Here is a 25827-nt window from a genome sequence, read left to right on the forward strand (position 1 = left end):
TTAAGGGTTCAATTTATTTTTATCTACATCTGCACTTATTTCTTTGGCCAAACCGATGCCGTTTTTTAAAGGCCCTAAGTTTCCGGCATTCGTAATATTGTTATGATAGATTTTACTTCCGTAACTTCCGGAACCAATATAGATACCATAATTAATTGTACTCAAGATTGTATTACCGCCTACATAACATTCCGGGGCTGTATTTACATAAATTCCGTTCCTGTTCGTAGTTTTCACATAGTTTTTCTTTAATATAAATGGTTTATCTGAACTTTTATCACCGGTTATATGAATTCCGTCATCACTTTTTACTTTAGTTGAACCATTAATTTCATTATCAATCATTGTAGCGGAACCAATTTGATAAGCATAAATACCATAACGTTTGTAACCGGATATTTTATTACCGGTAATATTGGAATCATTACTCTGCTGGTATAAGGCAATCCCATTATCTCCGGCAGATGAAATAATATTACCGGTTATAATACTTTTACGGCTTTGGTTATATAAGAATATACCGTTTTTACAGGGAGAAGAAACTTTGTTTTTGGAGATAGTAATATACGAGGAGGCAGATAAGCCGATTCCGCCTGCGTTACTATCTTTTTTACCGTTTTTTGTTACCGAATTACTTATGATTTGAGAGGAATCACAGCCGTTTATAAGATAAATTCCGTTTTTGCCTGTGAGAGTAACATTATTATTAGTAATTTTACAATTGGATGTTCCCTCTAAGAACATTCCGTAACGGTCGGTACCGCTTACTGTATTATTGGATATGGTTACTCCGGATAATGGCCGTTCTTCATTACCTATCGTACGGATACCGTCTCCCCATAATGGTCCGGTACCTGATGGTATTTCTTTAATAGTTTGTATCGTATTATTTTTAATTAGAATATTATAATTATCGGGAAGCGGTTCTTTTTGTGTTTTGCTTAAAGCTTCCAGATAGTACTGATTATTTATATAAGTATAAACTAATATACCGATACCGGAATTTTTTATAGTATTATTACTGATTTCTAGATTAACATAATTAAAAGCCTTTATGGCAGCTTCTGCCAGATCATGCAGATTATTATCAGAGATTCTAATATTTTTATGAAAAACTCCCTTTACGGAAGTATGAGAACCGATTGCTCTTGGATAATTGTGGATATCACAATTAGTAACAGTAATTCCATTACAGGGCAGATCATCATAAACCAGTATTTTTGACTGCATGGACGGAAGTATGGTATCATTATGGACAATATCGATTTGTATCGCTTCTTTTGGTGTGGTACCAGTATATCCATATAAAGTGCAGTTGTCTACCACACCGTTTTTTACGCCTCCGAAAGTAATGAGGTGGCTGCCGGTTGGTACGTTGCAGATGGTAGCATCTTTAATTGTAACATTAGTTGCATGGATAAAACGAAAGCTTTCCGTACCTTTATCCTTGTTAGCAATTTTATAGGAATCCCAGATACCTCCGATAACACTGATATTCTCCGTGGTAGTATAACCACCTTTGTCATTGGTTAAATCGTTTGCCAGTATGCCGCCTCTTTGATGGTTTTTTAATAATTGGGCATTGGGATCAGCAATAATGGTAGTATTACTGTAAATCCTTAATTCTTTACTTAGTTCGTAATTACCTGCAGGGATTTTTACTGTTAAATGATACGTATTATACTTATTATAATCCAGGAGTCTTTGCAAATCAGATGCATTATCCCCCGCATGTGCGGTTACTACTTTATCTTTACCGGTTATTGCATTTACATATATCTGACTGTAAATAAATATTATTAATGGTATTAATAGAATTATTAAGGCTGGATATAGTTTTTTCTTTTTCATAAGTCATCCCTTCTTTGCTGGCTTAAAGGTCTTATCATATTTTAGTCTACCGTATTATAATTTAATTGTAAACACAATGGGATAATTTTAAAGAGGTATATATTGTTAGTTTTATTAGAAAAAGGGGCTGCTGCAAAATTCAAAATATAACTTTGACTATTTTGCAACTGCCCCTTATCAATTCTTAATTTTTACTCTCAGTTTGTTTAAAGGTTACTTCGTATGTACCCATTGAAGCCATTGTGACGATGACTGCATTAAGCATAATAAGTATAGTACGTTGGAAGTTTAATTTTCCCGTAAATAATTCTACAAAAAATAATAGAAAAAATGCGATGAAATAAACCACATATCGTGTATGTATTTTCCATACTTTATCCAAAGGAATCTTTAAAAACTGTACTATTAAAGTTGTGGCGGCGACTGCTCCGGCCATTGTGCCGAGAAAATTCCAGGTCATAAAATCATTAATAGGCATAGCATTACATAACTCCTTTCATAAGCAGAATGAACCATAATTTAAAATTGGCTTTTTACACGCAATCCTAATTAGGTTTTATTGTATACTTTTATTATACAACCTTTCCAAAAATTTACAATCATAATTGCTTAAACGATTTGTTTTCTGCCAATTCTACTATGCTTGTATTCTACATTACTTTTTAGCATAAGAATAATTAGAATCGTGATTTATAAAGATATAAAAAAGCAGAGATATTTTAAACAGGGAATTGTCATGTAATTAACAATGTATTACAATAAAATTAACTAACTATTTAAGAAAACAATGGGAGTTTTTGGATGATAAAGAATTACAATTAGGAGAGGTTATGAAAAATATAACAGGTCTGCAAATAAAAATGAATAGGGAAAAAATGGGGTTTAAACAGGAGTATTTATGCAAAGGTATCTGCGCTGTTTCCTATCTTTCTAAAATAGAAAAAGGAAGCATTATACCAAGTGATGATATAATTAAAATGCTTTTTAAGCGTTTGCATATTGAATTTTATCAGGACGAAGTATTTATAAAAGAGGGTAAGGAGGAGTTTGAGAAGCTTTATCAGTCCCAATATACCGGATTACCTGTGGATTATAAAAAAATCATAGAAATAAAAAGTGAGAAAGAAAAATATCTGAATTCGCCACTTTACATAGATTATCAACTTTTTGAGCTGAGTGAAAAACCGAAAGATAGTACACAGATTTTAAACTTGAAAGAATATATGGATACAGAACAGCTTTATAAGGCATACTATTTTGCCGGATTAGTATATGGTGATATGAATCTGCTTTTTGAGGCAAAAAAATTAAAATATGCACCTGAAGTGTTATATGGTATGGGTTATGTAAAATGGCAGGAAGGTAAATATTATGAAGCCATAGAATTATTACTGGAGTCACTTAATTTAGCTTATTCCAAGGGATATATTAAGCTTCAGATGATTATCTGCTTAATACTCGGACATATCTATATGGATTTTCATTTACCTACCATGGAGAAATATTATGAGAAAGTTCTTTTATTATCAAAATTAGTGAAAGACGATTCCATGGATTACTTATTGCATTATCATATTGGAATTGCTTATACGGCGAAGAATTTCACGAAAGCGGAAGATAATCTGCAAAAAGCTATTGAAACTTGTCCCGCTGATGAAAAGGATGGGTTGGAAAAGATATATCAAAAACTTTGCTTCTTGTATGTCAGATATAATCAAATGGAAAAAGCAAAAGATTATTATAAGAAAGCAATCGATATCAACCATTTTGAGTCTGTAAACGAGCTTATTAAGATAATGGTGGAAGAAGAGGATTATATCCATCAAAAAAGTTATATCAATCAGCTGTCTGCAATTTACAAGCAGTCTAAAAAACATAACATATTTTCTAACACTAAATATTACGGTGATTTTTTAATCGAAACATATAAAGCAAACCGTAGATATAAAGAAGCTCTTGAGGTAACGGAATATCTCTATGCGTTTTTAACTCAGGATAATTAATTTCTTATATATAGATGAAAAAATAGAGCTAAGGCTCTATTTTTTTTTAAAATTTTCCCAACTTCTTTTTCTTTTCCCCGGTATATACAAAATGATATAATGGGGAAAAATGGTAAACAAGGGGATGTTATGAAACAGCCAAGAAAAAGAATTTTAAGTAACTTATTATTTATTCTAAAATATGTTTACAGGTGGAAAAAATCTATATTTATATCTATTTTACTATATTCCTTATTTTACAGCATTTCCCCTTTTATATGGATTTATGTTCCGAAATTTCTGATCGACGAACTACTTGGAGAGCAGAGAATTGGATATATGGCATTTGTCGTATGGGGTGCATTTATACTTGCTTCCCTGACCGGATTTTTAACTGAATTTCTTCAGGGAAACTTTCGTATGAAGATGAATGATGTAAGATATCGCTTTATCCGAATGTTAAGCGAGAAAACAATGGATATGGATTTTCCTTATACGGAAGATCCGAATACATTAAATGATATAAAAACAGCCATAAAAACGATACAAAGCCCGGTTAACGGAATTGGCCTTATTATTCTTAAATTATTTAGTATACCCGGAAATCTGATTGGATTCTTTGTATTTTCTGTAATTTTATTTCACTTGAATCCGATTATTTTAATCATACTTATGGCAACGGTTGTTTTGTCCTACTTTATATTGTTAAGAGCAAATCATTATGAACGAAGCAGAAAAGATGAGTTAGCGGAGGAAGAGAGAAAAGCTTATTATGCCTCTGCCACCTTATCAGATTTTCTATACGGCAAAGATATCAGGGTTTATGGATTAAAAGGCATATTACTTCAAAAAAAGAAAGAATCTTGTGAACACTTGATTCATATAATCAGCGAAATACAAGGTAAAATTCTAAAAGCAACGGTAATGGAAGCATTTTTGATTTTTATAAGAGAGGGAGTAATCTATTGTTACCTTATTTATCAGGTAATAGAAAATGGTTTATCCATCGGGAATTTTGTTATGTATTCCCTTGTTATGAACAGATTTGCTGATTGGATGGATACCACTATGAAAGATATAGCTACTATAGGAATTCAATCTATGTATGTAAGTGACTTTAGGGATTTCCTGAAAAAAGAAGAACCTATCCAGGTTAAGAATCCTAAAAAAATACCGGAGAGTGACCAATTCGAAATTGAACTTAAAAATATCAGCTTTCAGTATCCGGGAAGTGATAAATATATATTGAAAGATTTTTCCCTTAAGATAAAAGCAGGCCAGAGGATAGCTCTTGTGGGAATTAACGGTGCGGGAAAAACCACTTTGGTGAAGCTGCTGACACGGCTGTACCGGCCTACTGAGGGACAGATTCTGTTAAATGGAATTGATATAAATGAACTTGACAGAGAGGAGTATACAACCCTTTTTTCCGTTATTTTTCAGGATATTAAGTTATTTGCTTTTAATCTTGCGGAGAATATTACTTTTACGGATAAGGAGGAAGAAGAGAATATAATTTATCAGGTCCTTAATCAGGCAGGGCTTAGTGAAAAGGTAAATTCCCTGGAGCATGGAATTTATACCAATATGCTTAAGGTCCTGGATGAAAATGGGATAGAATTATCAGGCGGTGAAAACCAAAAGCTTGCTATGGCCAGGGCTTTATATAAAGGAGGTAAAATAATCATTATGGATGAGCCTACGGCTGCGTTGGATGCATTGGCTGAATCCCAATTATATAAAAATTTTGATGAGCTGATACAGAAAAGGACAGCAATCTATATATCCCACCGGTTATCCAGCACCAGATTCTGTGATGTAATAGCTTTTATAGAAGACGGAGAAATAAAAGAATACGGAACCCATGAGGAGTTAATGAAGCTTAATAAGAGCTATGCCAATATGTTTCAGATTCAGGCCGTTTATTACAGGGAGGAGGAAAGACATGTTTCTTAAAAACAGTAAAACACTAATCTATTTCTTTCGTCTTACTCACAGGCTGTCAAACGCCTATATGATAAAGTCTGTTTTAGCATCCTTTTTTAAGGCCTGTACTCCCTTTATCAACATTATAATTCCAAAGTTAATCATCGATGAACTGTTGGGTGGACGGGATATAAGAAATCTGCTTAGGTATGTTGGGATTTTAACGGCAGGAAATCTGCTGTTTAAAATTATTAACCAGGCTTTTGTAAAAATCATGGCGCTTGCATCTGCGGAGCTGTTTAGCAGTCTGGAGGCCTATCTGGGTGAAAAATGTGTGGACATGGAATTTGAAAATATAGAAAATCCTGAAATATTGGATTTAAAAGAAAAAGCCTACTTTGCTATCTATAATGAAGCAGCGGTGGCAAGAACAGTGGAAAATGCCACAATAATAATAAATGATATTATAACAATTCTTGGATTGGGATATATCCTGGCCATATTAAATCCTGTGATTATATTGGCCATATTAGGAATTGTGCTATTAAATTCCATATTTTTTAAAAAGATAGAAAGACTTCGTTATGAAGATAATCAGAATTCCATATCCGATAACCGGGCATTTGGATATTTTTTAAGATTAACTTCGGATTTTACCATGGGAAAAGACATCAGGCTTTATAATGCAAAGCCGTTGATCTTAAAAAGAATGAAATATTTTATGGATAATTTACTTCAGATCTATTCCAGGCAGTTTACTATGATTGGTAAATATTCCGGAATCAGTAATATCAATGTTCAGCTTCAAATGACATTAATCTATGTTTACTTAACCTATAAGGTGGTAAATAAGAGTACCGGTTTGGGGAGTTTTACCATGTATGCCAATGCAACAGCAAATTTCAGTACGTCCATCATGTCCTGCATTAATGCATTGATAGAGATCAATCAATTATGTATGTATCTTGAATTATTTCAGAAGTTTAATTCTATAGAAACAAAAGATAATAAAGGAATATGGTCGGCACAGGAAATTACAGATTATACAATTACATTTAAAAACGTAAGTTTTAAATACCCTAAAAAAGAAAACTACACTTTAAAAATATCTCAATACGTATAAATCCCGGAGAAAAATTATCCATAGTAGGACTAAACGGTGCGGGTAAAACCACTTTTATTAAACTGCTTGCAGGGTTGTACGAACCTACCGACGGAGAGATACTTTTAGGAGATGTAAATATTAAAGAAATCAAATACGAGGAATATATGAAACTATTATCCATTGTATTTCAGGATTTTAAACTGCTATCCTTAACCATTCGGGAAAACCTGGCTTTAGATAAATCCATCGATGAGGATAAGATACTTAAAAGCCTTGATAAAGCGGGCTTTCGAAAGGATTTTGAAAAACTGGAGCAAGGCCTTAATACGAATATCTATAAAAGTTTTGATGAAAAAGGAATCGAATTTTCAGGAGGCCAGTCCCAGAAAATTGCAATTGCAAGGGCTTTGTGCAAGGAAACTCCCATTGTCATTTTAGATGAACCTACTTCCGCTTTAGATCCCATAGCGGAATACGAAATATACAATAGCTTTAATCAATTGGTAAATGGCAAAACAGCAATTTATATATCTCACCGGCTTTCCAGCACAAGGTTTTCCGACTGCATTGCCGTTTTTAAAGATGGGGAAATCGTTGAGTACGGAACCCATAAGGAACTATTACAAAGGGAAAACTCATTATATGCAGTTATGTATCAAACCCAGGCAAAATATTATATGAGTTAAAAAAACCTATGGTTAGGATTAGCGGAAGTGAACAATACTATATGCTTTTGTTTTTGTTTCACTTAGCCCAGTTTTCATTCGATTAAAAATACTAAATTAAAAAAAACAATATAGGTATTTGGAATTAGAGATTAGTCCGATAATCATATAAAGAAATAATAACAGAAAACTATAGGGTGATCGGATGTTAATTGATATAGATATTAAAATAGCAGATAATGAGGGTAAATTAATTCAGCATTTCTCAAAGCGGTTTGACGAGAAGCTTAACATACCGGAAAACGTTGAGAAAAGAAGTGGGATAAAGAGGGAATTCGAAGAATTTCTTGCGGAGTATTTAACCGCCAGCGGCCGTACTGTCCGCGAAAAACTGATTTACAGCCCATATATACCTGATTTTCCTCAAAGCACTTTTGCCTCAGTTACGGGTAATGGTTTGCTGGCAGAAGAAGAACCGGCATATGAATTTACAAACAATGAGATGGAATATAAGATCCGTATTGGGAAAAATCAGGTAATTACAGGAACAATACCATTTGAAAGAATAAGCAGATTAGGTAAGATAGCAGATGTCTTAGAAACCATAGATTCTCATAAAGAGGCTATATCGGGCAAGGCTGGACAATTCATGAATTCCGGGTATGAAAAAAAATTAAAATCCGAGATATCCTATACTATGAATCCAAATGATATTGGTGAGGAATTAGAAAGAAAAGCAGCGGATATCGAGCGGAACCTCAAAAATATAATGCTTCAGGCAGTGGAAAAATATGAATTGAATTTTTACCATATAAATGAAGAAACGGAAAATTATTGAGAGCGATGCCTAATATTATAAAAAAGATTTAAAATTAATGGGACTAAATAGTGATTAATTTTTAGGTTGCAAGAAGAGGAAATTTATAGTTTAATATTAAATAGTAGTGGAAGTAGCGAAAAATGAGGGAGGAAATGTTATGGCAGTAACAACAAAAGATTTAGCCAGAATCTGTGGAGTATCAAGAACTACTGTAACACGAGCTCTGCAAGGTACGGGGAGAATAAGTCAAAAAACAAAGGACAGAATATTACAAACAGCAAAGGAATATGATTATCAACCGGATTTAGTTGCCAGAAGTTTAGTAAAAGGTAAGACAATGATGATCGGGATTATAGTAGTAGATTTAAAAAACCAGTATTTCCCCAAGATGATTAATGCTATGGAAAACTGTGCTAAAAAGCATAAATATTTATTAAATATAACATTACATGAAGGGGACAGGCAAACGGAGATTGAATTAATAAAAACTTTAGTGGGACATCGGGTTGACGGATTGATTTTATCTACTGTTAATCAGGGTAAGGATTTTGAGAAGTTACTTGAGAATTTGGCTATACCTGTAATATTAATCGGCCATGATCAGGCAGAAAACATACCTTGTGTCGGAACAGATGAATATGCCGCTACAAAAGAGGCGACGGAATTTGTAATCAGTAAAGGTTATAAAAAAATTATTTTTGTTCTTCCACCTATGATTTCCGATCAGACGGTAGTTCCGAAGGGCCATCAGCAGCGTTTAAACGGGTTTGAAGATTGTATCAGAGAACATCCACAAATAGAAATGGGTATTATCTGTCATGAGAATTATGTTAAAAAAGCAGAGGAATTTATAAGGACTTCAGAAAAGAAGATTGCATTTATCTGTTCCGGTGATACTTTTGCCATTAATATCTTAATTAAATTAGAAAATGCCGGCCTTTATGCTCCGACAGATTATGGGGTAATGGGATTTGATAATATTAATATATTCAAAAGCAGGCATCCCCATTTAACATCAGTGGATAATAACATTGATGAGATAGGTGAACGTATTATGGAATTATTAGTAGATATGATTGAAAATAAAAGTCCAAAGGAAAGCCAGGTGATTCAACACACAATTGTGCAAGGTGAAACAATCTAGTGGGAGAAAGTTGTATATTTATAACATATTGATGTAAAAAATGAAAAATAAATAAAAAAGCATTGACATATTGTGCAAATAGTATTATATTAAAAATGTAATTAGTGTTCTCGTGTACGCAAAAATGAGAAAGTAAAAATTATATTAATGTATTTACTCTTGTACACGTGTAATGCTTAAATTTTTACATATGTGCGTACACGTGTACACAAAAAAGAAGGAGGATTTTGCATGAAAAAAGAATGAAGAAAATGTTGGCTGTTTTATTAGGTACAGTAATGGCAATCGGTATGCTTACAGGATGTAATACAAAGGCACCCGTACCGGCTCAAAGTGAGACGTCAGACATCGGTACTGGAGATGGTACGGCGGAAACATCATCGGCTGAATCGTCTGCAAAGGGGTAACAATTCAGTTCTGGAACGCTTTTACAGGTTCCGACGGTGACATATTAAGGGAAATCGTAGACCGGTATAATAAAGAAAATAAAGACGGCATAACCATCGAAATGGATATAATGCCGGGTGCGACCTTAACAGAAAAATTGGCACCGGCTATAGCAACCGGTAATGCGCCGGCGATGATCTTAGCCGGTAATATGGATTTAGTAAACTATGCAAAGACGAATTCCATTCTTTCCATGAATGACTTTTTTGATGTGACTAAAGCGGATAAAAGTGATTTTGCACCTGCTGCCTTGGAAAGCTTACAGTATAACGGGGAGCAGATGATGATTCCAATGCAGTGGTTTACCCAATACTTATATTATAATAAGGACTTGTTTAAGGCTGCCGGTTTAGATCCGGGAACACCTCCGGCAACCTGGGAAGAGGTAAAAGAATATGCGGAAAAAATTACGGATCCGGATAAAAATATTTATGGTCTTGGTATCGCGGTAAGTGGTGCAGTATGCTGGTTTGATTCCTTATTCCTGTCTAATGGCGGAGAAATCCTTGATGCAGCTAATAAGAAATCCCTTATAGATAATGAAGCAAACTTAAAATCGTTACAGTTCATACAGGACTTAGTTAAAAAGGGATATGCTACAAAAGGTACGACCGGTGCCGACCTGGATAACATAATGATGGCAGACCAGCTGGGAATGGTTGTTAACGGTCCCTGGATGGTAGCAGGTTTAAAAGAAAACAAAATTAATTTTGGAGTAGCCGTACTTCCTGCTGGTTCTGCAGGAACAGTCGGAATTGCGGAAACTACCGGTTTTGCAATTCCGGATGGAACCTCAGACGAAGAAAAAGCTGCAGCATACAAATTCATTGAATACTGGAATACTACGGAGATAGGTAAAGAATGGTCTATGAGAAATGGTTTTCCGCCGTATCTGAATTCCGTAGCCAATGACCCGGAAGTAAAAGCAAATGAATTAGTAAGTGTATTTTCAGCAATTTCTGAATACGGTCAGGCATTTGGTGCAGGTCTGTCCTCAGCAGCTTCCATCAATACCGATGTGTTATTCCCTATGGTTGAAAATATTATAGCAGGAAATGACTGTCAGGAAGAATTGACAAAAGCATCGACTGAAATTGATAGACTATTAGGAACCGAATAATTTATTTCCTAAGTTAAAACCCGCCTCCGGGTATACCAAAAACGGGGATTAGGATTTGAACTTACAGGGAGAATTTAAGTCTCCCTGTAAGTTCAAATAAACTGGGGAGCAACTAAACCAGAGAATTGAAAGCCCACGGTAAAAAAATTAATCATAAGGCAGAGGAGGATTATATGTTTAAAAGAATATGTGTATATTGGAACAAACCAGCAAAAGCTGCATATTTATTTCTTTTGCCGTCATTGCTAACTTTGTTTATGTTTGCAATCATTCCATTATTCGGGTCCGTAATTATTAGTTTTATGAATTTGGATATTTACTTTTCTAAAACCGGTTTTACAGGAATACATAATTTTATTAAAGCTTTGATGGACGACAGATTTTGGAATGCATTAAAAAATACTTTGATATTTGCATTCGTTGAAGTTCCGCTTCAGATTGTAATCGGACTGTTAGTTGCAAATGCTATTTCAACCACTTCTTTTTTCAGTAAAATGTCAAGAACTATATTTTTCCTGCCGGTAATATGTTCCATGGCAGCCGTAGGTATTATGTGGAGTATTCTATTTGACGGGACAATCGGTTTTATTCCTTATGTTTTAAAACAGCTTGGATTTGAAGGATTGACCTTCTTCAGGGACCCGGATATGGCTATGGGAACCGTAATTGCCATGACTGTCTGGAAGAATTTTGGCTATACAATGTCTATCTTGGTTGTAGGTATTCAAAGCATTTCTACCAGTTATTTTGAAGCGGCAAAAATCGATGGTGCTTCAAAAGTGAATCAGTTTTTCTATATTACAATTCCTTGTATTATTCCGAATTTAGGATTTTGTCTGATTACGAACTTAATCGGATCTCTTCAGGTATTTGATCAGGTGTATGTAACTACTCAGGGGGACCTCAATACAGAACCGAAACATTAGTTCAGTATATTTATAAGACAGGTTTTTCCCATCCGTTTGATTTAGGATATGCATCCGGAATGTCCGTATTAATGTTAATCGTTATATTGGCATTGTCATTGCCGCTCTATAAAAAGGCTTTTATGCCAAAGGAGGGGTAGAGTATGAGAAAGAAATTTACCAGTGAAAATATTATCCTGGGGTTTATGAAATACATAGGTTTATGCTTATTAATCGCGGCTGTATTATTTCCTTTGATTTGGCTGTTTGCCGGCGCATTTAAGATAGAAAAACAGATTTTGGCATATCCGCCGACTATTATCGGTACAAAGCACTCTCTTAAATCCTTTGCCAGAATTTTCAAAAGTATACCTATGGCTGTCTACCTGAAAAATACGGTTATTTTTTCCGTATGTTCTACGTCATTGGCGCTTTTATTTGACACCATGTCCGGTTATGCCTTTGCCAGACTGCAGTTTAAAGGTAAAAATATCTTGTTTATTATTATATTAATGACTATGATGGTTCCATTTCAGGTTATGATGATTCCTTTATTTTTAGAATCACACTTCCTTGGAATTTTAAATACTTATCCAGGTCTGATTCTGCCTAAAATGACAACTGCCTTCGGCATTTTTATGATGAGGTCCTATTTTTCACAGCTTCCGAAAGATTTAGAAGAAGCGGCCAGGGTAGACGGACTGAATGAAGCCGGTATTTTTTATAAAATTATGGTACCGTTGGTAAAACCTGGTTTACTGACTCTTGGTATCTTTCATTTAATGAATACATGGAATGACCTTTTATATCCTTTAATGATGACAAGTGATGTAAAGATGCGGACGCTGGCGGCAGGTTTAGCTTTATTTGTCGGTGAGAGGGCGACCACATATTATGGGCCCCAGCTGGCAGGAGCCGTTATATCAATTATGCCGTTGTTAGTACTGTATATATTTTTCCAGAAGTATTTTGTAGCCAGTGTGGCAACCTCAGGTATAAAAGACTAAAAAAAGGATGGATAAAGTATGAAGAAAGCAAAAATTATTTTGGATAAAGATTACGTAATTGGAGAGATTGACCGCAGGATGTTCGGTTCTTTTGTTGAACATCTTGGAAGATGCGTATATAAAGGAGTATACGAACCGTCCCATGAAACGGCAGATGAACAGGGATTCCGTAATGACGTGAAAGAATTAATTAAAGAATGCGGTATTACTGCAATACGTTATCCGGGCGGGAACTTTGTATCCGGTTACAATTGGAAAGACGGTGTCGGCCCGAGAGAAAAACGTCCGGCAAAAAAGGATATGGCATGGAATGTAATTGAAACCAATGAAGTTGGTACGAATGAATTTGCGAGATATTTAAAAGATATGGATGTTGAATTGATTATGGCTGCCAACTTAGGTACCGGAACACCGGAAGGATCAGGTGAATTCGTTGATTACTGTAATACGGAAAAAGGTACATACTGGAGTGATTTAAGAAGAGAACACGGTGTAAAAGAGCCTCATAATTTTAAAGTATGGTGCCTTGGCAATGAAATGGACGGAGAATGGCAGATAGGTATGCTTAAAGCAGAGGAATATGCCAGGAAAGCGAAAGAAGCGGCTAAAATTATGAAATGGATGGACACTTCCATTGAATTGATTGCATGCGGTACCTGTACCAATGAAGAAGAACATAAAACCTTTGGTGAATGGGACAGGATTGTATTAGAAGAAACCTATGATTACATCAATTATATTTCTATACACCGTTACTATAATTATGATCCGGCCAAACAATTATTTTACAAAATGCACGATGATATTACCGATATACCTTTCTTTTTTAAAGATATGCAGAATTACCTGGATACGGTAATCAGCGCAGCAGATTTTGTAAAGGGTAAATTACGTAAAGATAAATCCATAAATATTTCCTTTGATGAATGGGGTGTGATTACTAATACAAGTGCAGCTCCGGGCGGTACGGCCCAGGAATATGGATATGCCAGCTTCCGCCTGTTAGATGCAGTGATTTACGGAGGTATATTATGTACTTTCTTAAATAATGCAGACAGAGTTAAGATTGCCTGCCAGTCTTTATTGGTGAATGAAGGCGGAATGATTTCTACCGATCCGAAAGGCAAAGCAATACGGCAAGCCACTTTCTATCCGTTTATGCATGCTGCAAAATTCGGCAAAGGTGTTTCTTTAAGACCGATAACCGAATTACCAAAAAAGGCCACAAACCATCACGGTGAACAAACCACAATGACAGTTTCGGCAGCATATGAGGCTGAATCAGGTAATTTAAATATATTTATTATGAACTGTGACTTGGAATCCGACGTAGAAACAAGCCTTGATTTAAGATCTTTTGGCCAGTTAAAGGCTTTGGGTCAGATTGTTTTATATCATGAGGATTATTTTGCCGGTAATACATTTGAAAATGAATTTAATGTTATGCCACAGGAAAAGGAACTGTCGGATCCTATTGATGGTAAATTAAATATAAAAATTAAAAAACATTCCTGGAATGTTTTGCGTTTTAATGTAAGATAGCTTTGAAAAAAACTCAAATCGAACTATATTTGGAGGTTACATGAATAAGGACGACTATAGGAAAACAGAATTTAATAATCCATTTATAGAGCAGAGAGCAGATCCTTATATATATAAACACAGGGATGGCTATTATTTTACTGCATCCGTACCTGAATATGACCGGATCGTATTAAGACGGTCAGCCACACTGGAAGGACTTAGAACTGCCGAAGAAAAGGTATTGTGGAAAAAGCACGATATAGGTATCATGAGTATTCACGTATGGGCTCCGGAAATTCATTATATTAATGGTGTATGGTATATTTATTTTGCAGCAGGAGATAAAGAAGATATCTGGGCAATCCGGCCTTATGTCTTGGAATGTAAGGAGGAGGATCCCATGGAGGGATGCTGGACAGAAGCTGGTCCCTTACAGGGTGCAGATGATTTTACATTTAAGGATTTTTCTTTAGATGTTACTGTTTTTGAAAACCGAAATAAATGGTACTGTATCTGGGCAGAAAAAGTAAGCGTTGGCAAAAAAATTTCTCACTTGTATATAGCGGAAATGGAAACTCCGATTAAACTGAAAACCCAGCAGAAATTGCTTTCATCCCCTGATTATGAATGGGAAAGAGTAGATTTTTGGGTTAATGAAGCACCATCAGTTGTCAGGCATGATGGTAAGCTGTATGTAACTTATTCTGCAAGTGCGACAGGTGAATGTTACTGCATTGGTATGCTAAGTATCCCGGATGAACAAGATTTATTAGATCCTCGTACCTGGACGAAGAAACGTTATCCAATGTTAAAAACAGACTATGATAAAGGATTATTTGGACCGGGTCATAATTGTTTTATACGGTCGGAGGATAATAAAACAGATATTATGGTATACCATGCCAGGCAATATAATGAAATTACAGGTGATTCGTTATATGATCATAACCGTCATACCTATTGCATGAAGCTGGTATGGGATAATCAAGGAGAACCGATATTTAGATACGAAAATAATTTATACCAATAGGGCTTAGAACTTTGGTTAAGGGTAAATGTATACATTCATATTTTCTGTCACCCGGAGGAACATCAATAATTTAATCATTTATATGCCAGTAATTTTAATTAGTATATAAAATAAGATTAAAATCTTGCCATAATATATACTATTAGTTATAATACGTATAAAAGATCAGTTTTAACAGGTGGTGAAGAGTTGACAGGAAAAAAGATTACGTCCATCGAAGTCAAGAAAATGAATAAAAACCGTATATACCGGCTGATATATAATAGCAGGGAAATTGCAAGGCAGGATATAGCCGCAAGGATGTCATTAAGTCTTCCTACGGTTAATCAGAATCTAAAGGAATTGACTGAAGAAGAATTGATCGAATACGGCGGGAATTTTAAGTCTACCGGCGGAAGAAAAGCCCAGGCGATTAATCCTGTCCATGATGCCAGAATAACCATAGGACTGGAAATCAGAAAAAATCATGTCAGTATTTTAGCAATCGATTTATATGGTACGGTATTAGATTATGAAAAATACGTAAAAACCTTTTCGGAAGAAGAGGAATACAGCCGGTACTTAGGGTATCTGGTTCATAATATCATTGAACACAATCATTTTGATAAAGATAAGATTCTTGGAGTCGGGATTGCCGTGCCCGGAGTTTTTGACCAGGAGAAAGAATATATCATAAAAGCACCGTCTCTGGGAATAAACCGATATCCGATCAGTAAATTAACACAGGCAATCAATTATCCATGTATCGTTGACAATGATGCGAATTCCGGAGCTTTCACGGAATTATGGAATAATTCCAAAGGAGAAGATAAAGCATACCTTTCTGTGGGAAAAGGTGTAGGCGGTTGTATCATTAAGAAAGATGAATTATATAAAGGACATCATCACAGAGCAGGGGAATTCGGCCATATGACCATCTCACCCGGGGGAAGACTTTGCAACTGCGGGCAGAAAGGCTGTCTGGAAGCGTATATATCAACAGCCCGGGTTTCCGATGATTTAGGATGCCAAATAGAAGATTTCTTTTCTGAACTGGCGGCAGGAAATGAGGAATATTTAAAAATCTGGGACGAATATTTGGAATATTTATGTATAGGTATTAATAATATTTATATGGTATATGACAGCGATGTAGTTTTAGGAGGTGTACTGGCCCAGTATCTGGATCCTTATCTTGAGGAGATTAAAAGGCGTTTGGCAGAACGGAATTTTTTTGAAAAAAGCGGGGAATATTTTAAACTTACCGGGTATCAGAGCAGGGCGACTGCCATAGGGGCGGCACTTCAGCTTGTGAATAAATTTATTGAATCCATATAGTACTACAAGGGCTGTTGCAAATTCTTTGATTATAAATTTGTGGCAGCCTCTTTTCTTAAAAACTATTGACATGTTGTTTAAAATAAATTAGAATGATAATATACTTTTAGAAAAGCATTTTATAAAAGTTCGGATCATGCCCCGAGTAACCAGATCAATGCAGAGGTACCTTGCAATCTCTTTGTTATAAGGGAATGATCATGAGCATTGAGTTCAATTTTAAGAAAGAAAGGAATGAAGTATGAGCGTGGAAATTAAGAACATAACCGACGAATCTTTTGGTAAATACGGCCGTATACTGACCAAAGATTATGACCTAAAAGATTTGTTAACAGTAATGGAAACAACACCGATTCCGGAAGGTGTCATTTATGAGCCGTCGGTAAAGGCTTTGGAAAGTATTCCGATTATGAAAACTCTTACGGATAGTGTATATGGCGGGCTTCCGATTCAGATCGGATACTGTAACGGACATAACCACCTGTTAAATGCGGCAGAATATCACAGGTCATCCGAAATTAATGTTGCTGTTACGGATTTAATTTTATTAATCGGTATGCAGCAGGATATTACTCCTGAATATACATATTCTACCGATAAAATCGAAGCTTTCTTAGTACCTGCAGGTACTATGATTGAAGTATATGCCACAACCTTGCATTATGCACCCTGCGGTGTAGATGGAAAAGGTTTTAGGTGTACGGTAGTATTACCGAAAGATACGAATTTGGATTTAGAAGTAAAACCTATGGGGGCAAAAGAAGATTCTTTATTATTTGCAAGAAACAAATGGTTAATTGCACATTCCGATGCTAAGATTGAAGGAGCATTTGTGGGATTAATCGGTGAAAATATTTCCGTATTATAAATTTAATTAATACCCTGAGTAATCGGTATAAGAACAGAAAAGTAGCGTGGCGGACCTATAATATTACCGCTATAACTTAAATAAGTGGAGGATAATAAAATGAAAAATTTACCTGAAGTTAAATTAGGTATTGTTGCAGTAAGCCGTGACTGTTTCCCAATGAGCTTATCTGTATCCAGAAGAAAAGCAGTAGTGAAAGAATTTACAGAAAAATATGGTGAGATTTTTGAATGTCCAACCTGCGTTGAAAATGAAATCCATATGAGAACTGCATTAAAAGAAGTAAAAGAAGCAGGATGTAATGCATTGGTAGTATACCTGGGCAACTTCGGACCGGAATCAGCAGAAACTTTATTAGCAAAAGAATTTGGCGGACCGGTTATGTTTGTTGCAGCAGCAGAAGAAACCGGTGATAATTTAGTCGGCGGCCGTGGTGATGCTTACTGCGGTATGTTAAATGCAAGCTATAACTTAAAACTCCGTAATATCAAAGCTTACATACCGGAATATCCGGTTGGCACAGCAAGCGAATGTGCAGATATGATTGGTGAATTCTTACCAATTGCCCGTGCTATCATTGGTTTAAATAACTTAAAGATTATATCTTTCGGACCACGTCCTCAGGATTTCTTAGCATGTAATGCACCAATTCAGCAGCTTTATAATTTAGGTGTTGAAATTGAAGAAAATTCAGAGCTTGATTTATTTGAAGCATTTAACAAACATGCCGGTGATGCAAGAATTCCGGAAGTTGTTAAGAGCATGGAAGAAGAACTTGGAAAAGGTAATTTAAAACCTGAAATTTTACCTAAATTAGCTCAATATGAACTTACATTATTAGACTGGACAGAAGCTCACAAGGGTTCCAGAGAATATGTTGCAATTGCCGGAAAATGCTGGCCTGCATTCCAGACTCAGTTCGGTTTTGTGCCATGTTATGTTAACAGCCGTTTAACAGCAATGGGTATTCCGGTATCCTGTGAAGTTGATATTTACGGTGCATTAAGCGAATTCATCGGTACGGTGATCAGTAAAGATGCCGTTACTTTATTGGATATTAACAATACCGTACCTGCTGATATGTATGAAGCAGATATTAAAGGTAAATTCAACTATACCCATAAAGATACTTTCATGGGCTTCCACTGCGGTAATACAGCAGCAGGTAAATTATCTTTCTGTGCTATGAAATATCAGATGATTATGGCTAGAAGCCTTCCGGAAGAAGTTACTCAGGGAACCTTAGAGGGAGATATTATACCTGGAGATATCACTTTCTACCGTTTACAAAGTACTGCAGATGCTAAATTAAGAGGATATATTGCACAGGGTGAAGTTCTTCCTGTTGCAACCCGTTCCTTTGGAGCAATCGGTGTATTTGCAATTCCTGAAATGGGAAGATTTTACCGTCATGTATTAGTAGAAGGCAATTATCCTCATCACGGAGCAGTTGCATTCGGACACTTCGGCAAATCCATTTATGAAGTATTCAAATATTTAGGAGTTGCAGTAGAAGAAATCGGCTTCAATCAGCCGAAGGGAATGTTATACAAGACAGAAAATCCATTTGCATAAATAAAATCAGGAAATGAGTTAAATAAGAAATATTTAGCACAAGAATAAACTGAAATAAGTAACTAAAAAGATGCCTTGAAGATTTCTTAAATCATTCAATGGCATCTTTTTTTCGCAGTGTATTTTCCTAAGGTTGTGCGTAAGGCAAAGTTTGTACGAAAGCAAAGTAAATTTAAGGAGGGTTACATATGGAACTGCAGTTTCTATATCCGGAGAGTAAAACCAAAGCATTAACGTTTAGTTATGATGACGGGCAGATCTATGATAGAAGATTAATTGATCTATTTAATCGATATGGTATAAAAGGGACGTTTCACTTAAATTCCGGGATGCTGGATAAAGAGGGGTTTGTGACCGGAAAAGAACTAAAACAATTGTATCACGGTCATGAAATTGCCTGCCATGGTGTGAATCACGAATACTTAAACCATTTACCAAAAGAATTATTAGTACGGGAACTATGGGACGACAGGAGAAAACTGGAAGAATTATCCGAAAGAATTATATTAGGTATGTCCTATGCCTTTGGAGAATATTCCGAAGCGGTAGTAAACTGTCTTGATTTAATTGGAATAAAATATGCCAGAACCGTTGAATCCACCAAACGGTTTGGAGTACCTTCCGATTTTCTTAGATGGAAACCAACCTGCCATCACAATGATGATGTTTTAACAAAAGCTAAAAGTTTCCTAAATACACCGGGTTATATGAAATTACCGCTATTTTATATCTGGGGACACAGTTTTGAATTCGAAAGAGAAAATACCTGGGATATCATTGAGGAATTATGCAGTATGGTTGCAAATAAGGATGATATCTGGTATGTTACGAATATAGATTATTATACTTATATCACTGCAATGAAAAATCTAATATTCAGCATAAATCGTGACAAGGTTTATAATCCGTCTTCTATTGCCGTATGGTTTAAATTGGGGGAAGAAGTGATCAGCATTCAGCCTGGAGAAACAAGGAAGTTAGGAATATAAAGACTGAATATAAGGACAGTGTATTAAGATAAAATATAAGGGAAGAAAAATATACAAAGAAATATATAGAAAGAAATATATAGTAAGGAATATACAGACAGGAATATACAGAAAGAAATATACAGACAGGAATATACAGGTAGTAATATATATAGGCAGGAAACAGTATATCGGTATAAAACTTATAGTTCGGGGGTAATCTATGAAATTTGATGCTTGTATTGATATGGTTTTTCAAGGAGAGATTTTTTCTAAAGCTTTGGAAAAAACAAAAGAAGCCGGAATAACCTCCTATGAATTCTGGAGTTGGTGGGATAAAGACATTGAAACCATTTTGGAAAGCCAAAAAGCGCTGAATATGAAATGTATTAGTTTCTGTACAAAATTTGTCACTTTATTAGACCCGTTAAAAAGGCAGGAGTATATAAAAGGTCTGGAAGAAAGTATTAGGATGGCGAAAGACTTTGGTGTAAATATACTTATCAGCCAGGTGGGAAATAGAATACCGGAAAAGTCCTATAAAGAACAGTGGGATAGTCTGGCTACAGGTTTAAGGGAATGTGATTCACTCCTGAAGAAAAATGATATAACGTTAGTTGTAGAACCTTTAAACTTGATGGATCATCCCGGTTATTTCCTGACTGATTCTAAAGAGGCCTTTAGGCTGATAAAGGAAGTAGATAGTAAGAATGTTAAGATCTTATACGATATTTATCATTTTCAGGTATCCGAGGGCAATCTTATTCAAACCATTACGGAACATATATCAGATATAGGGCATTTTCACTGTGCAGGGAATCCGGGCAGAGGAAATGTCACAGAAGGAGAAATCAATTATTCCGAGGTATTTCGTAAGATCCAGAAATTGGGTTATGATGGATATATGGGATTAGAAGGTAAGCTCTTAGAGAAACGGATCGAGGGTTTAAAAGATGCCAAATTACTATTTGATACCAGTATTGCAAAAATAGTAGGAAACAAGGTACAGTAATATTACAGGAATTTAACAGACTAATTTATATTATAACAGGCGGGATACTGCATTTTTAATAAGAAACGAATTTATAGAGAAGCAGTGAGCCCGCCTATTTATGTATGTTTATAAAAGATTTGTTCAGAATAGGAATCTGCTCAATTTTTATCTTGGATTTACTCTCCGAGAAGATTAACCCTAATAAGGTGAGTAATATACCAAATGCGGAAACTACGGTAATTTTCTCATGAAGAATGAGGAAAGATACAATTACTGTTATCACCGGAACTATGTAAATGTATACGCTGGCTTTAACAGCTCCCAATAATTTGGCAGCCAGATTCCAGGTTACAAAACATAGAGCAGAAGCACCAAAACCCAAATATAAAATATTAAGCAAATTAATCGGTTTCAGAAACTGATTCCAGGTAATGTCCACATTAAAATAAAATAGTGACGGAAGCATAAATAATAAACCGTAGAAAAAGATTTTTCTGGTAGCTGTTATAGTAGGATAACCTAAACTGCTTATTTTTTTTGAAAAGATGGAGTAAAAACCCCATACAAAAGCCGCTAAAATTGCAAGAATATCTCCCAAGGGATTTAGTTTTAATTCGGTGCTGCCATTATAACTGATAAGAAATATACCTGCCATTGCTATTAGAAAACCGGCAAAAAAGGATGGTTTCAGTTTTTCACCGTCTAAGAACATATGGGCTAACACAGCCGTAAAGATTGGAGCAATGGATACGACGATTCCTACATTAGAGGCAAAAGTATAAGTTAAAGCTATATTTTCCAGAAGAAAATATAGGGTAACACCGCTTAAGCCTGCACCGATAAATAAGAGTTCATGCTTATTATCTTTCATCTTTACTCTGTGGGGAGATAAGAGAAACAGGACCAGATATCCAATGGTAAACCGAATAAAAAGAATTTCAACAGGAGTAAAAGTATTTAACAAGACCTTGGTTGATATAAAGGTCGTTCCCCAGATAATAACCGTAAATATGGCCGTTATATGGCCTGCCAGGTTACTATTTGCCTTAAAAGATGTCATAATATATTCCTCATATCTATTAAGCACCCCAACCATAAAGGAATCTGTATTATCCATGGTAAGTTTCCTGTCAATCAGATCGGGGTGCTGTTATTATTTTATTTAATTATTGTCTTTCCACCCATATATGGCTGTAAGGCAGCAGGAATATTTACGGAGCCGTCCGCATTCAAATTGTTTTCCAAGAAAGCAATAAGCATTCTTGGAGGAGCAACTACAGTATTATTTAAGGTGTGCGCAAAATATTTACCGTCTTCACCAACTACGCGGATTTTAAGACGCCTTGCCTGTGCATCACCTAAGTTGGAACAGCTTCCCACTTCGAAATATTTTTTCTGTCTGGGAGACCAGGCTTCTACGTCTATAGATTTAACCTTAAGGTCTGCCAGATCACCGGAACAGCATTCCAGAGTCCTTACAGGAATATCCAGGGTGCGGAATAAATCAACGGTGTTCTGCCATAACTTATCAAACCACATTTTACTTTCTTCCGGTTTACATACAACAATCATCTCTTGTTTTTCAAATTGGTGAATGCGGTATACACCTCGCTCTTCCAAACCATGGGCACCTTTTTCTTTACGGAAGCAAGGAGAGTAGCTGGTCAAAGTCTGAGGAAGGGAAGTCTCCGGTAAAATGGTATCTATAAACTTACCTATCATGGAATGTTCACTGGTTCCGATTAGGTATAGATCTTCTCCCTCGATTTTATACATCATGGCATCCATTTCCGCAAAACTCATAACACCCGTGACAACGTCACTTCGAATCATAAAAGGCGGTATGCAGTATTTAAAACCGCGTTCGATCATAAAATCCCTAGCATAAGAGATGACTGCCGAATGTAATCGTGCAATATCTCCCATCAAATAATAAAAACCGTTTCCTGCTACTTTTCTTGCACTGTCCAGATCAATTCCTTCTAATTTTTCCATAATGTCGGTATGATAAGGAATTTCAAAATCAGGAACCGCAGTTTCTCCGTAACGTTGAACCTCAACATTTTCACTGTCATCTTTGCCGATTGGTACACTTGGATCAATGATGTTAGGAATGGTCATCATTATTTTTTTGATTTTTTCTTCCAGATCACTTTCTTTTGCTTCTAACTCTGCTAAATGCTCTGTATCCAAAGTAATTTGCTTTTTAAGTGCTTCCGCTTCTTCTTTTTTTCCCTGTGCCATCAGGCCGCCGATCTGTTTGGATACTTTGTTTCTTTCGGAACGTAAGGAATCTGCCTCTTGCTTTGCATTTCTGCTTTCTACATCCAAAGCAATTACTTCATCAACGAGGCCAAGTTTGCTGTCCTGAAATTTATTTCTGATATTCTGTTTTACGATTTCAGGGTTTTCTCTGACAAATTTTAAATCTAACATAATTTCCTCCTTAAAAATGTAAATAAGTTTTTCGTTTAGCGAGGTAAGGAATTAAAGTCAAAAAAAAATCCTTCCACCGCATATAAAATATGGGACGAAAGAATTCCGCGTTGCCACCCAAATTGTTAATTCCAAAAGAACTAACCTCTCGATAGTAGTAGGATAGAGGGTACTAACCTTTCGGTTTATCACCGACAGCTCCAAAAGTGGAAAGGCTTAATCTTTCACCGGTTCACACCGACCACCGGCTCTCTGAAGAAAATTTATAAACCGAAGCTTTTATCATCACTGTTTACAATATAACTTTTCCTTATTATATACCATTATTTATGATTTAACAAGTTATTATTTTTTATTAAATAATAAGGTGTAAAACGATATAGCTTGGTAAGACTTAATTTTAATCCAATGAAAACCGCCCAGAGCATTTAACCTTGCCAGTAAGTAGAGTTAGCGGATATAAGAATATCCGCTTTGACTCTTAATAAAGTATAACGATATAATATATTACAGAGTTTCATTCATACTGCCGGTTCTATAACCTTTTAAATCCAGGGCAGTGTATGCAAAACCGATTTTTTTAAAGCTTTCATTAATATGATTAATAAAATTCAGGTCAAAGAATCTCTGTAGTTCATTTTGTGAAACTTCGATTCTGGCAATATCTCCATGATGCCTAACACGGACCTGTCTAAAACCTTCATCCAGCAGAAGCTGTTCAGCTTTGTCTACCATTTCTAGTTTCTCTTTTGTTATTTTCTGACCGTAAGGAAACCTGGAGGATAAACATGCGAATGACTGCTTATTCCAGGTTGGCAGGCCTAATTCTTTGGATAAGATGCGAATTTCTTCCTTGGTTAATTCCGCCATTCTAAGAGGACTAATGACATTATGCTCTGAGATAGCTTGAAGACCCGGACGGTAGTCACTTAAATCATCATGATTAGATCCCTCTGCAACGTGAAGAATACCATGCTTATAAGCAATATCACCGATTTTATCAAAAAGTTCATTTTTGCACAGATAACAACGATTAACCGGATTATCAGAAAAACCTTCTACTTCAAGTTCTTCCGATATAATGATTTCATGGGATATTCCATATTTTTCAGTAAATTCTTTAGCTTCTCTGAATTCCCTTTCAGGATATGTAGATGAACGGGCTGTTACTGCAAGAACATTTTTTCCAAGAACATCAAAAGCTGTTTTGAGGAGAAAAGTTGAGTCTACTCCTCCTGAAAAAGCAACAGCAACCCCTTCTAATTTACGTAAATTCTCTTTTAATAAATCATATTTTTCGTATAAATCCATTTATTTCCGCCTTTCTGTCATTAATCATACGAAATGACTTCTCATGGTATCATAATACAATCATAGTAATTCTATATGAATAATAAAGCATTATTATTATTCTGTCAATATAGAGTTTACGCAAATTAGTAAAATTAATTTAAATGAATTTACTTGCATAGAATGGTGGGTTATTAGCAAAATTAAGCGAAATTAACCCACATTCTGAAAGCAAGAAAATATAAATATAGAAAAGAAAAAATTAGAAAGATTTATTTGGCTTTGAAATATCTTTTAAAGCTTCTTCTGCGTTATCAGAGTAGGATGGCTCTAATGAGATATCACCTAATGCTACAATTCCTACCAGACTGTTATTCTCAACGATGGGCAGACGGCGAATCTGCCTGTCGCTCATAATTTGAGCAGCATCATTTACATTCATCTCAGGACTTCCCACAGTAGGGTCTGTAGTCATAATATCACGGACTTTTTGTTTCGTGGCATCCTGACCGGCGGCAACTGATCTTACAGCAATATCTCTGTCTGTAATAATACCTACTATTTTATCCTGGCTGCATACCGGGATGGAACCAACATTATATTGTTTCATTAATCTGGCAGCACTTGCGATAGAATCATCTGATTTAACACTTGCAATATCTTTTGACATAATATCTTTTACTTTCATACGATTCACCTCCAAACTTAGGTTGCCCATGAAAAAAGTTTTTTATCATATTTTATGTTTGAATTATTATTGTAACAATTGGAAAATGTAAAGTGAACTCCTATTGTATAAATCAACTGCCAGCAGTTGATTTATGCCTAACAACATAAGATGTCGTTGTTTAAT

General features: G+C 35.5%; 23 protein-coding genes and 1 other annotated feature. Of the genes, 17 read left to right on the plus strand and 6 right to left on the minus strand.

Annotated elements, in window-relative coordinates:
- Positions 1–1851 carry a right-handed parallel beta-helix repeat-containing protein gene (locus tag Ana3638_RS13430; protein ID WP_161838480.1) on the minus strand — a complete coding sequence of 617 codons (1851 nt, stop codon included), beginning with the start codon at positions 1849–1851 and terminating at the stop codon, positions 1–3.
- A 184-nt stretch (positions 1852–2035) separates the two neighbouring features.
- Positions 2036–2329: a hypothetical protein gene (locus Ana3638_RS13435; protein WP_161838481.1), complete on the minus strand. Its 294-nt coding sequence runs from the start codon at positions 2327–2329 to the stop codon at positions 2036–2038.
- 352 nt (positions 2330–2681) lie between these two features.
- Between Ana3638_RS13435 and Ana3638_RS13440 the strand changes: the two genes are divergently transcribed.
- The 17 genes from Ana3638_RS13440 to Ana3638_RS13515 all read left to right on the plus strand — a co-directional run bounded on the left by Ana3638_RS13440 (position 2682) and on the right by Ana3638_RS13515 (position 21266).
- Entirely contained in the window at positions 2682–3854 is a 1173-nt protein-coding gene (locus Ana3638_RS13440; RefSeq protein WP_161838482.1) for a helix-turn-helix domain-containing protein, read from the plus strand.
- Positions 3855–3983: 129 nt separating this feature from the next.
- Positions 3984–5789, plus strand: a complete 1806-nt coding sequence (locus Ana3638_RS13445; RefSeq protein ID WP_246240215.1) for an ABC transporter ATP-binding protein — start codon at positions 3984–3986, stop codon at positions 5787–5789.
- Positions 5779–6882, plus strand: a complete 1104-nt coding sequence (locus Ana3638_RS25230) for an ABC transporter ATP-binding protein (protein WP_246240218.1) — start codon at positions 5779–5781, stop codon at positions 6880–6882. Before Ana3638_RS13445 ends, Ana3638_RS25230 begins: the two co-directional genes overlap by 11 nt.
- A 20-nt stretch (positions 6883–6902) precedes the next feature.
- Positions 6903–7550 (plus strand): ATP-binding cassette domain-containing protein, encoded by a 648-nt coding sequence (locus Ana3638_RS25235; protein ID WP_246241138.1) that lies wholly within the window; start codon positions 6903–6905, stop codon positions 7548–7550.
- 184 nt (positions 7551–7734) lie between these two features.
- On the plus strand, positions 7735–8367 hold the full coding sequence (locus Ana3638_RS13455) for a hypothetical protein (protein WP_161838483.1): 633 nt from the start codon (positions 7735–7737) through the stop codon (positions 8365–8367).
- 139 nt (positions 8368–8506) lie between these two features.
- The gene (locus Ana3638_RS13460; protein ID WP_161838484.1) at positions 8507–9493 is read left to right on the plus strand and encodes a LacI family DNA-binding transcriptional regulator; all 987 of its coding nucleotides are present in this window, start codon (positions 8507–8509) and stop codon (positions 9491–9493) included.
- A 227-nt stretch (positions 9494–9720) separates the two neighbouring features.
- The gene (locus Ana3638_RS13465; RefSeq protein ID WP_161838485.1) at positions 9721–9900 is read left to right on the plus strand and encodes a hypothetical protein; all 180 of its coding nucleotides are present in this window, start codon (positions 9721–9723) and stop codon (positions 9898–9900) included.
- Between the two features lie 89 nt (positions 9901–9989).
- Complete coding sequence (locus Ana3638_RS13470; RefSeq protein ID WP_246241141.1) at positions 9990–11060, plus strand: ABC transporter substrate-binding protein; 1071 nt, start codon at positions 9990–9992, stop codon at positions 11058–11060.
- Positions 11061–11233: 173 nt separating this feature from the next.
- Positions 11234–11986, plus strand: a complete 753-nt coding sequence (locus Ana3638_RS13475; protein WP_246240221.1) for a carbohydrate ABC transporter permease — start codon at positions 11234–11236, stop codon at positions 11984–11986.
- Between the two features lie 143 nt (positions 11987–12129).
- The gene (locus tag Ana3638_RS13480; protein ID WP_161838486.1) at positions 12130–12972 is read left to right on the plus strand and encodes a carbohydrate ABC transporter permease; all 843 of its coding nucleotides are present in this window, start codon (positions 12130–12132) and stop codon (positions 12970–12972) included.
- 18 nt (positions 12973–12990) lie between these two features.
- Positions 12991–14514 carry an alpha-N-arabinofuranosidase gene (locus Ana3638_RS13485; protein WP_161838487.1) on the plus strand — a complete coding sequence of 508 codons (1524 nt, stop codon included), beginning with the start codon at positions 12991–12993 and terminating at the stop codon, positions 14512–14514.
- Positions 14515–14554: 40 nt separating this feature from the next.
- On the plus strand, positions 14555–15526 hold the full coding sequence (locus Ana3638_RS13490; RefSeq protein WP_161838488.1) for a glycoside hydrolase family 43 protein: 972 nt from the start codon (positions 14555–14557) through the stop codon (positions 15524–15526).
- 189 nt (positions 15527–15715) lie between these two features.
- The gene (locus Ana3638_RS13495) at positions 15716–16843 is read left to right on the plus strand and encodes an ROK family transcriptional regulator (RefSeq protein WP_161838489.1); all 1128 of its coding nucleotides are present in this window, start codon (positions 15716–15718) and stop codon (positions 16841–16843) included.
- A 241-nt stretch (positions 16844–17084) separates the two neighbouring features.
- Positions 17085–17711: a DUF4867 family protein gene (locus Ana3638_RS13500; RefSeq protein WP_330587564.1), complete on the plus strand. Its 627-nt coding sequence runs from the start codon at positions 17085–17087 to the stop codon at positions 17709–17711.
- Between the two features lie 99 nt (positions 17712–17810).
- Positions 17811–19286: an L-fucose/L-arabinose isomerase family protein gene (locus Ana3638_RS13505; protein WP_161838490.1), complete on the plus strand. Its 1476-nt coding sequence runs from the start codon at positions 17811–17813 to the stop codon at positions 19284–19286.
- A gap of 188 nt (positions 19287–19474) precedes the next feature.
- Positions 19475–20275 carry a polysaccharide deacetylase family protein gene (locus tag Ana3638_RS13510; RefSeq protein WP_161838491.1) on the plus strand — a complete coding sequence of 267 codons (801 nt, stop codon included), beginning with the start codon at positions 19475–19477 and terminating at the stop codon, positions 20273–20275.
- A gap of 202 nt (positions 20276–20477) precedes the next feature.
- Entirely contained in the window at positions 20478–21266 is a 789-nt protein-coding gene (locus tag Ana3638_RS13515; protein WP_161838492.1) for a TIM barrel protein, read from the plus strand.
- Between the two features lie 94 nt (positions 21267–21360).
- Here Ana3638_RS13515 and Ana3638_RS13520 read toward each other — a convergent pair whose 3' ends face one another.
- The 4 genes from Ana3638_RS13520 to Ana3638_RS13535 all read right to left on the minus strand — a co-directional run bounded on the left by Ana3638_RS13520 (position 21361) and on the right by Ana3638_RS13535 (position 25662).
- Positions 21361–22308 (minus strand): DMT family transporter, encoded by a 948-nt coding sequence (locus tag Ana3638_RS13520; RefSeq protein ID WP_161840559.1) that lies wholly within the window; start codon positions 22306–22308, stop codon positions 21361–21363.
- Positions 22309–22406: 98 nt separating this feature from the next.
- Positions 22407–23684, minus strand: coding sequence for a serine--tRNA ligase (serS, locus tag Ana3638_RS13525; protein WP_161838493.1), 1278 nt, complete (start codon positions 23682–23684; stop codon positions 22407–22409).
- An 87-nt stretch (positions 23685–23771) separates the two neighbouring features.
- Positions 23772–23979: a binding site (T-box leader), on the minus strand.
- A 212-nt stretch (positions 23980–24191) separates the two neighbouring features.
- Entirely contained in the window at positions 24192–24995 is an 804-nt protein-coding gene (gene larE, locus Ana3638_RS13530; RefSeq protein ID WP_161838494.1) for an ATP-dependent sacrificial sulfur transferase LarE, read from the minus strand.
- Positions 24996–25236: 241 nt separating this feature from the next.
- A complete protein-coding gene (locus Ana3638_RS13535) occupies positions 25237–25662 on the minus strand; it encodes a CBS domain-containing protein (RefSeq protein ID WP_161838495.1) in 426 nt (141 codons plus the stop codon).
- Positions 25663–25827 lie beyond the last annotated feature (165 nt).

The sequence above is a fragment of the Anaerocolumna sedimenticola genome (genome assembly GCF_009931695.1).
In the GTDB taxonomy this organism is placed as follows: Bacteria; Bacillota; Clostridia; order Lachnospirales; family Lachnospiraceae; genus Anaerocolumna; species Anaerocolumna sedimenticola.

What these genes read in the sequence shown, in the direction of transcription:
- Ana3638_RS13510 (WP_161838491.1), top strand. Translation starts at nt 19,475, where the DNA reads ATGGAACTGCAGTTTCTATATCCGGAGAGTAAAACCAAAGCATTAACG.
- Ana3638_RS13520 (WP_161840559.1), bottom strand. Translation starts at nt 22,308, where the DNA reads ATGACATCTTTTAAGGCAAATAGTAACCTGGCAGGCCATATAACGGCC.
- Ana3638_RS13490 (WP_161838488.1), top strand. Translation starts at nt 14,555, where the DNA reads ATGAATAAGGACGACTATAGGAAAACAGAATTTAATAATCCATTTATA.
- Ana3638_RS13505 (WP_161838490.1), top strand. Translation starts at nt 17,811, where the DNA reads ATGAAAAATTTACCTGAAGTTAAATTAGGTATTGTTGCAGTAAGCCGT.
- Ana3638_RS13445 (WP_246240215.1), top strand. Translation starts at nt 3,984, where the DNA reads ATGAAACAGCCAAGAAAAAGAATTTTAAGTAACTTATTATTTATTCTA.
- Ana3638_RS13455 (WP_161838483.1), top strand. Translation starts at nt 7,735, where the DNA reads ATGTTAATTGATATAGATATTAAAATAGCAGATAATGAGGGTAAATTA.
- Ana3638_RS13430 (WP_161838480.1), bottom strand. Translation starts at nt 1,851, where the DNA reads ATGAAAAAGAAAAAACTATATCCAGCCTTAATAATTCTATTAATACCA.
- Ana3638_RS13500 (WP_330587564.1), top strand. Translation starts at nt 17,085, where the DNA reads ATGAGCGTGGAAATTAAGAACATAACCGACGAATCTTTTGGTAAATAC.
- Ana3638_RS13460 (WP_161838484.1), top strand. Translation starts at nt 8,507, where the DNA reads ATGGCAGTAACAACAAAAGATTTAGCCAGAATCTGTGGAGTATCAAGA.
- Ana3638_RS13515 (WP_161838492.1), top strand. Translation starts at nt 20,478, where the DNA reads ATGAAATTTGATGCTTGTATTGATATGGTTTTTCAAGGAGAGATTTTT.
- Ana3638_RS25230 (WP_246240218.1), top strand. Translation starts at nt 5,779, where the DNA reads ATGTTTCTTAAAAACAGTAAAACACTAATCTATTTCTTTCGTCTTACT.
- Ana3638_RS13480 (WP_161838486.1), top strand. Translation starts at nt 12,130, where the DNA reads ATGAGAAAGAAATTTACCAGTGAAAATATTATCCTGGGGTTTATGAAA.
- Ana3638_RS13435 (WP_161838481.1), bottom strand. Translation starts at nt 2,329, where the DNA reads ATGCCTATTAATGATTTTATGACCTGGAATTTTCTCGGCACAATGGCC.
- Ana3638_RS13440 (WP_161838482.1), top strand. Translation starts at nt 2,682, where the DNA reads ATGAAAAATATAACAGGTCTGCAAATAAAAATGAATAGGGAAAAAATG.
- larE (WP_161838494.1), bottom strand. Translation starts at nt 24,995, where the DNA reads ATGGATTTATACGAAAAATATGATTTATTAAAAGAGAATTTACGTAAA.
- Ana3638_RS13475 (WP_246240221.1), top strand. Translation starts at nt 11,234, where the DNA reads ATGTTTAAAAGAATATGTGTATATTGGAACAAACCAGCAAAAGCTGCA.
- Ana3638_RS13535 (WP_161838495.1), bottom strand. Translation starts at nt 25,662, where the DNA reads ATGAAAGTAAAAGATATTATGTCAAAAGATATTGCAAGTGTTAAATCA.
- Ana3638_RS13485 (WP_161838487.1), top strand. Translation starts at nt 12,991, where the DNA reads ATGAAGAAAGCAAAAATTATTTTGGATAAAGATTACGTAATTGGAGAG.
- serS (WP_161838493.1), bottom strand. Translation starts at nt 23,684, where the DNA reads ATGTTAGATTTAAAATTTGTCAGAGAAAACCCTGAAATCGTAAAACAG.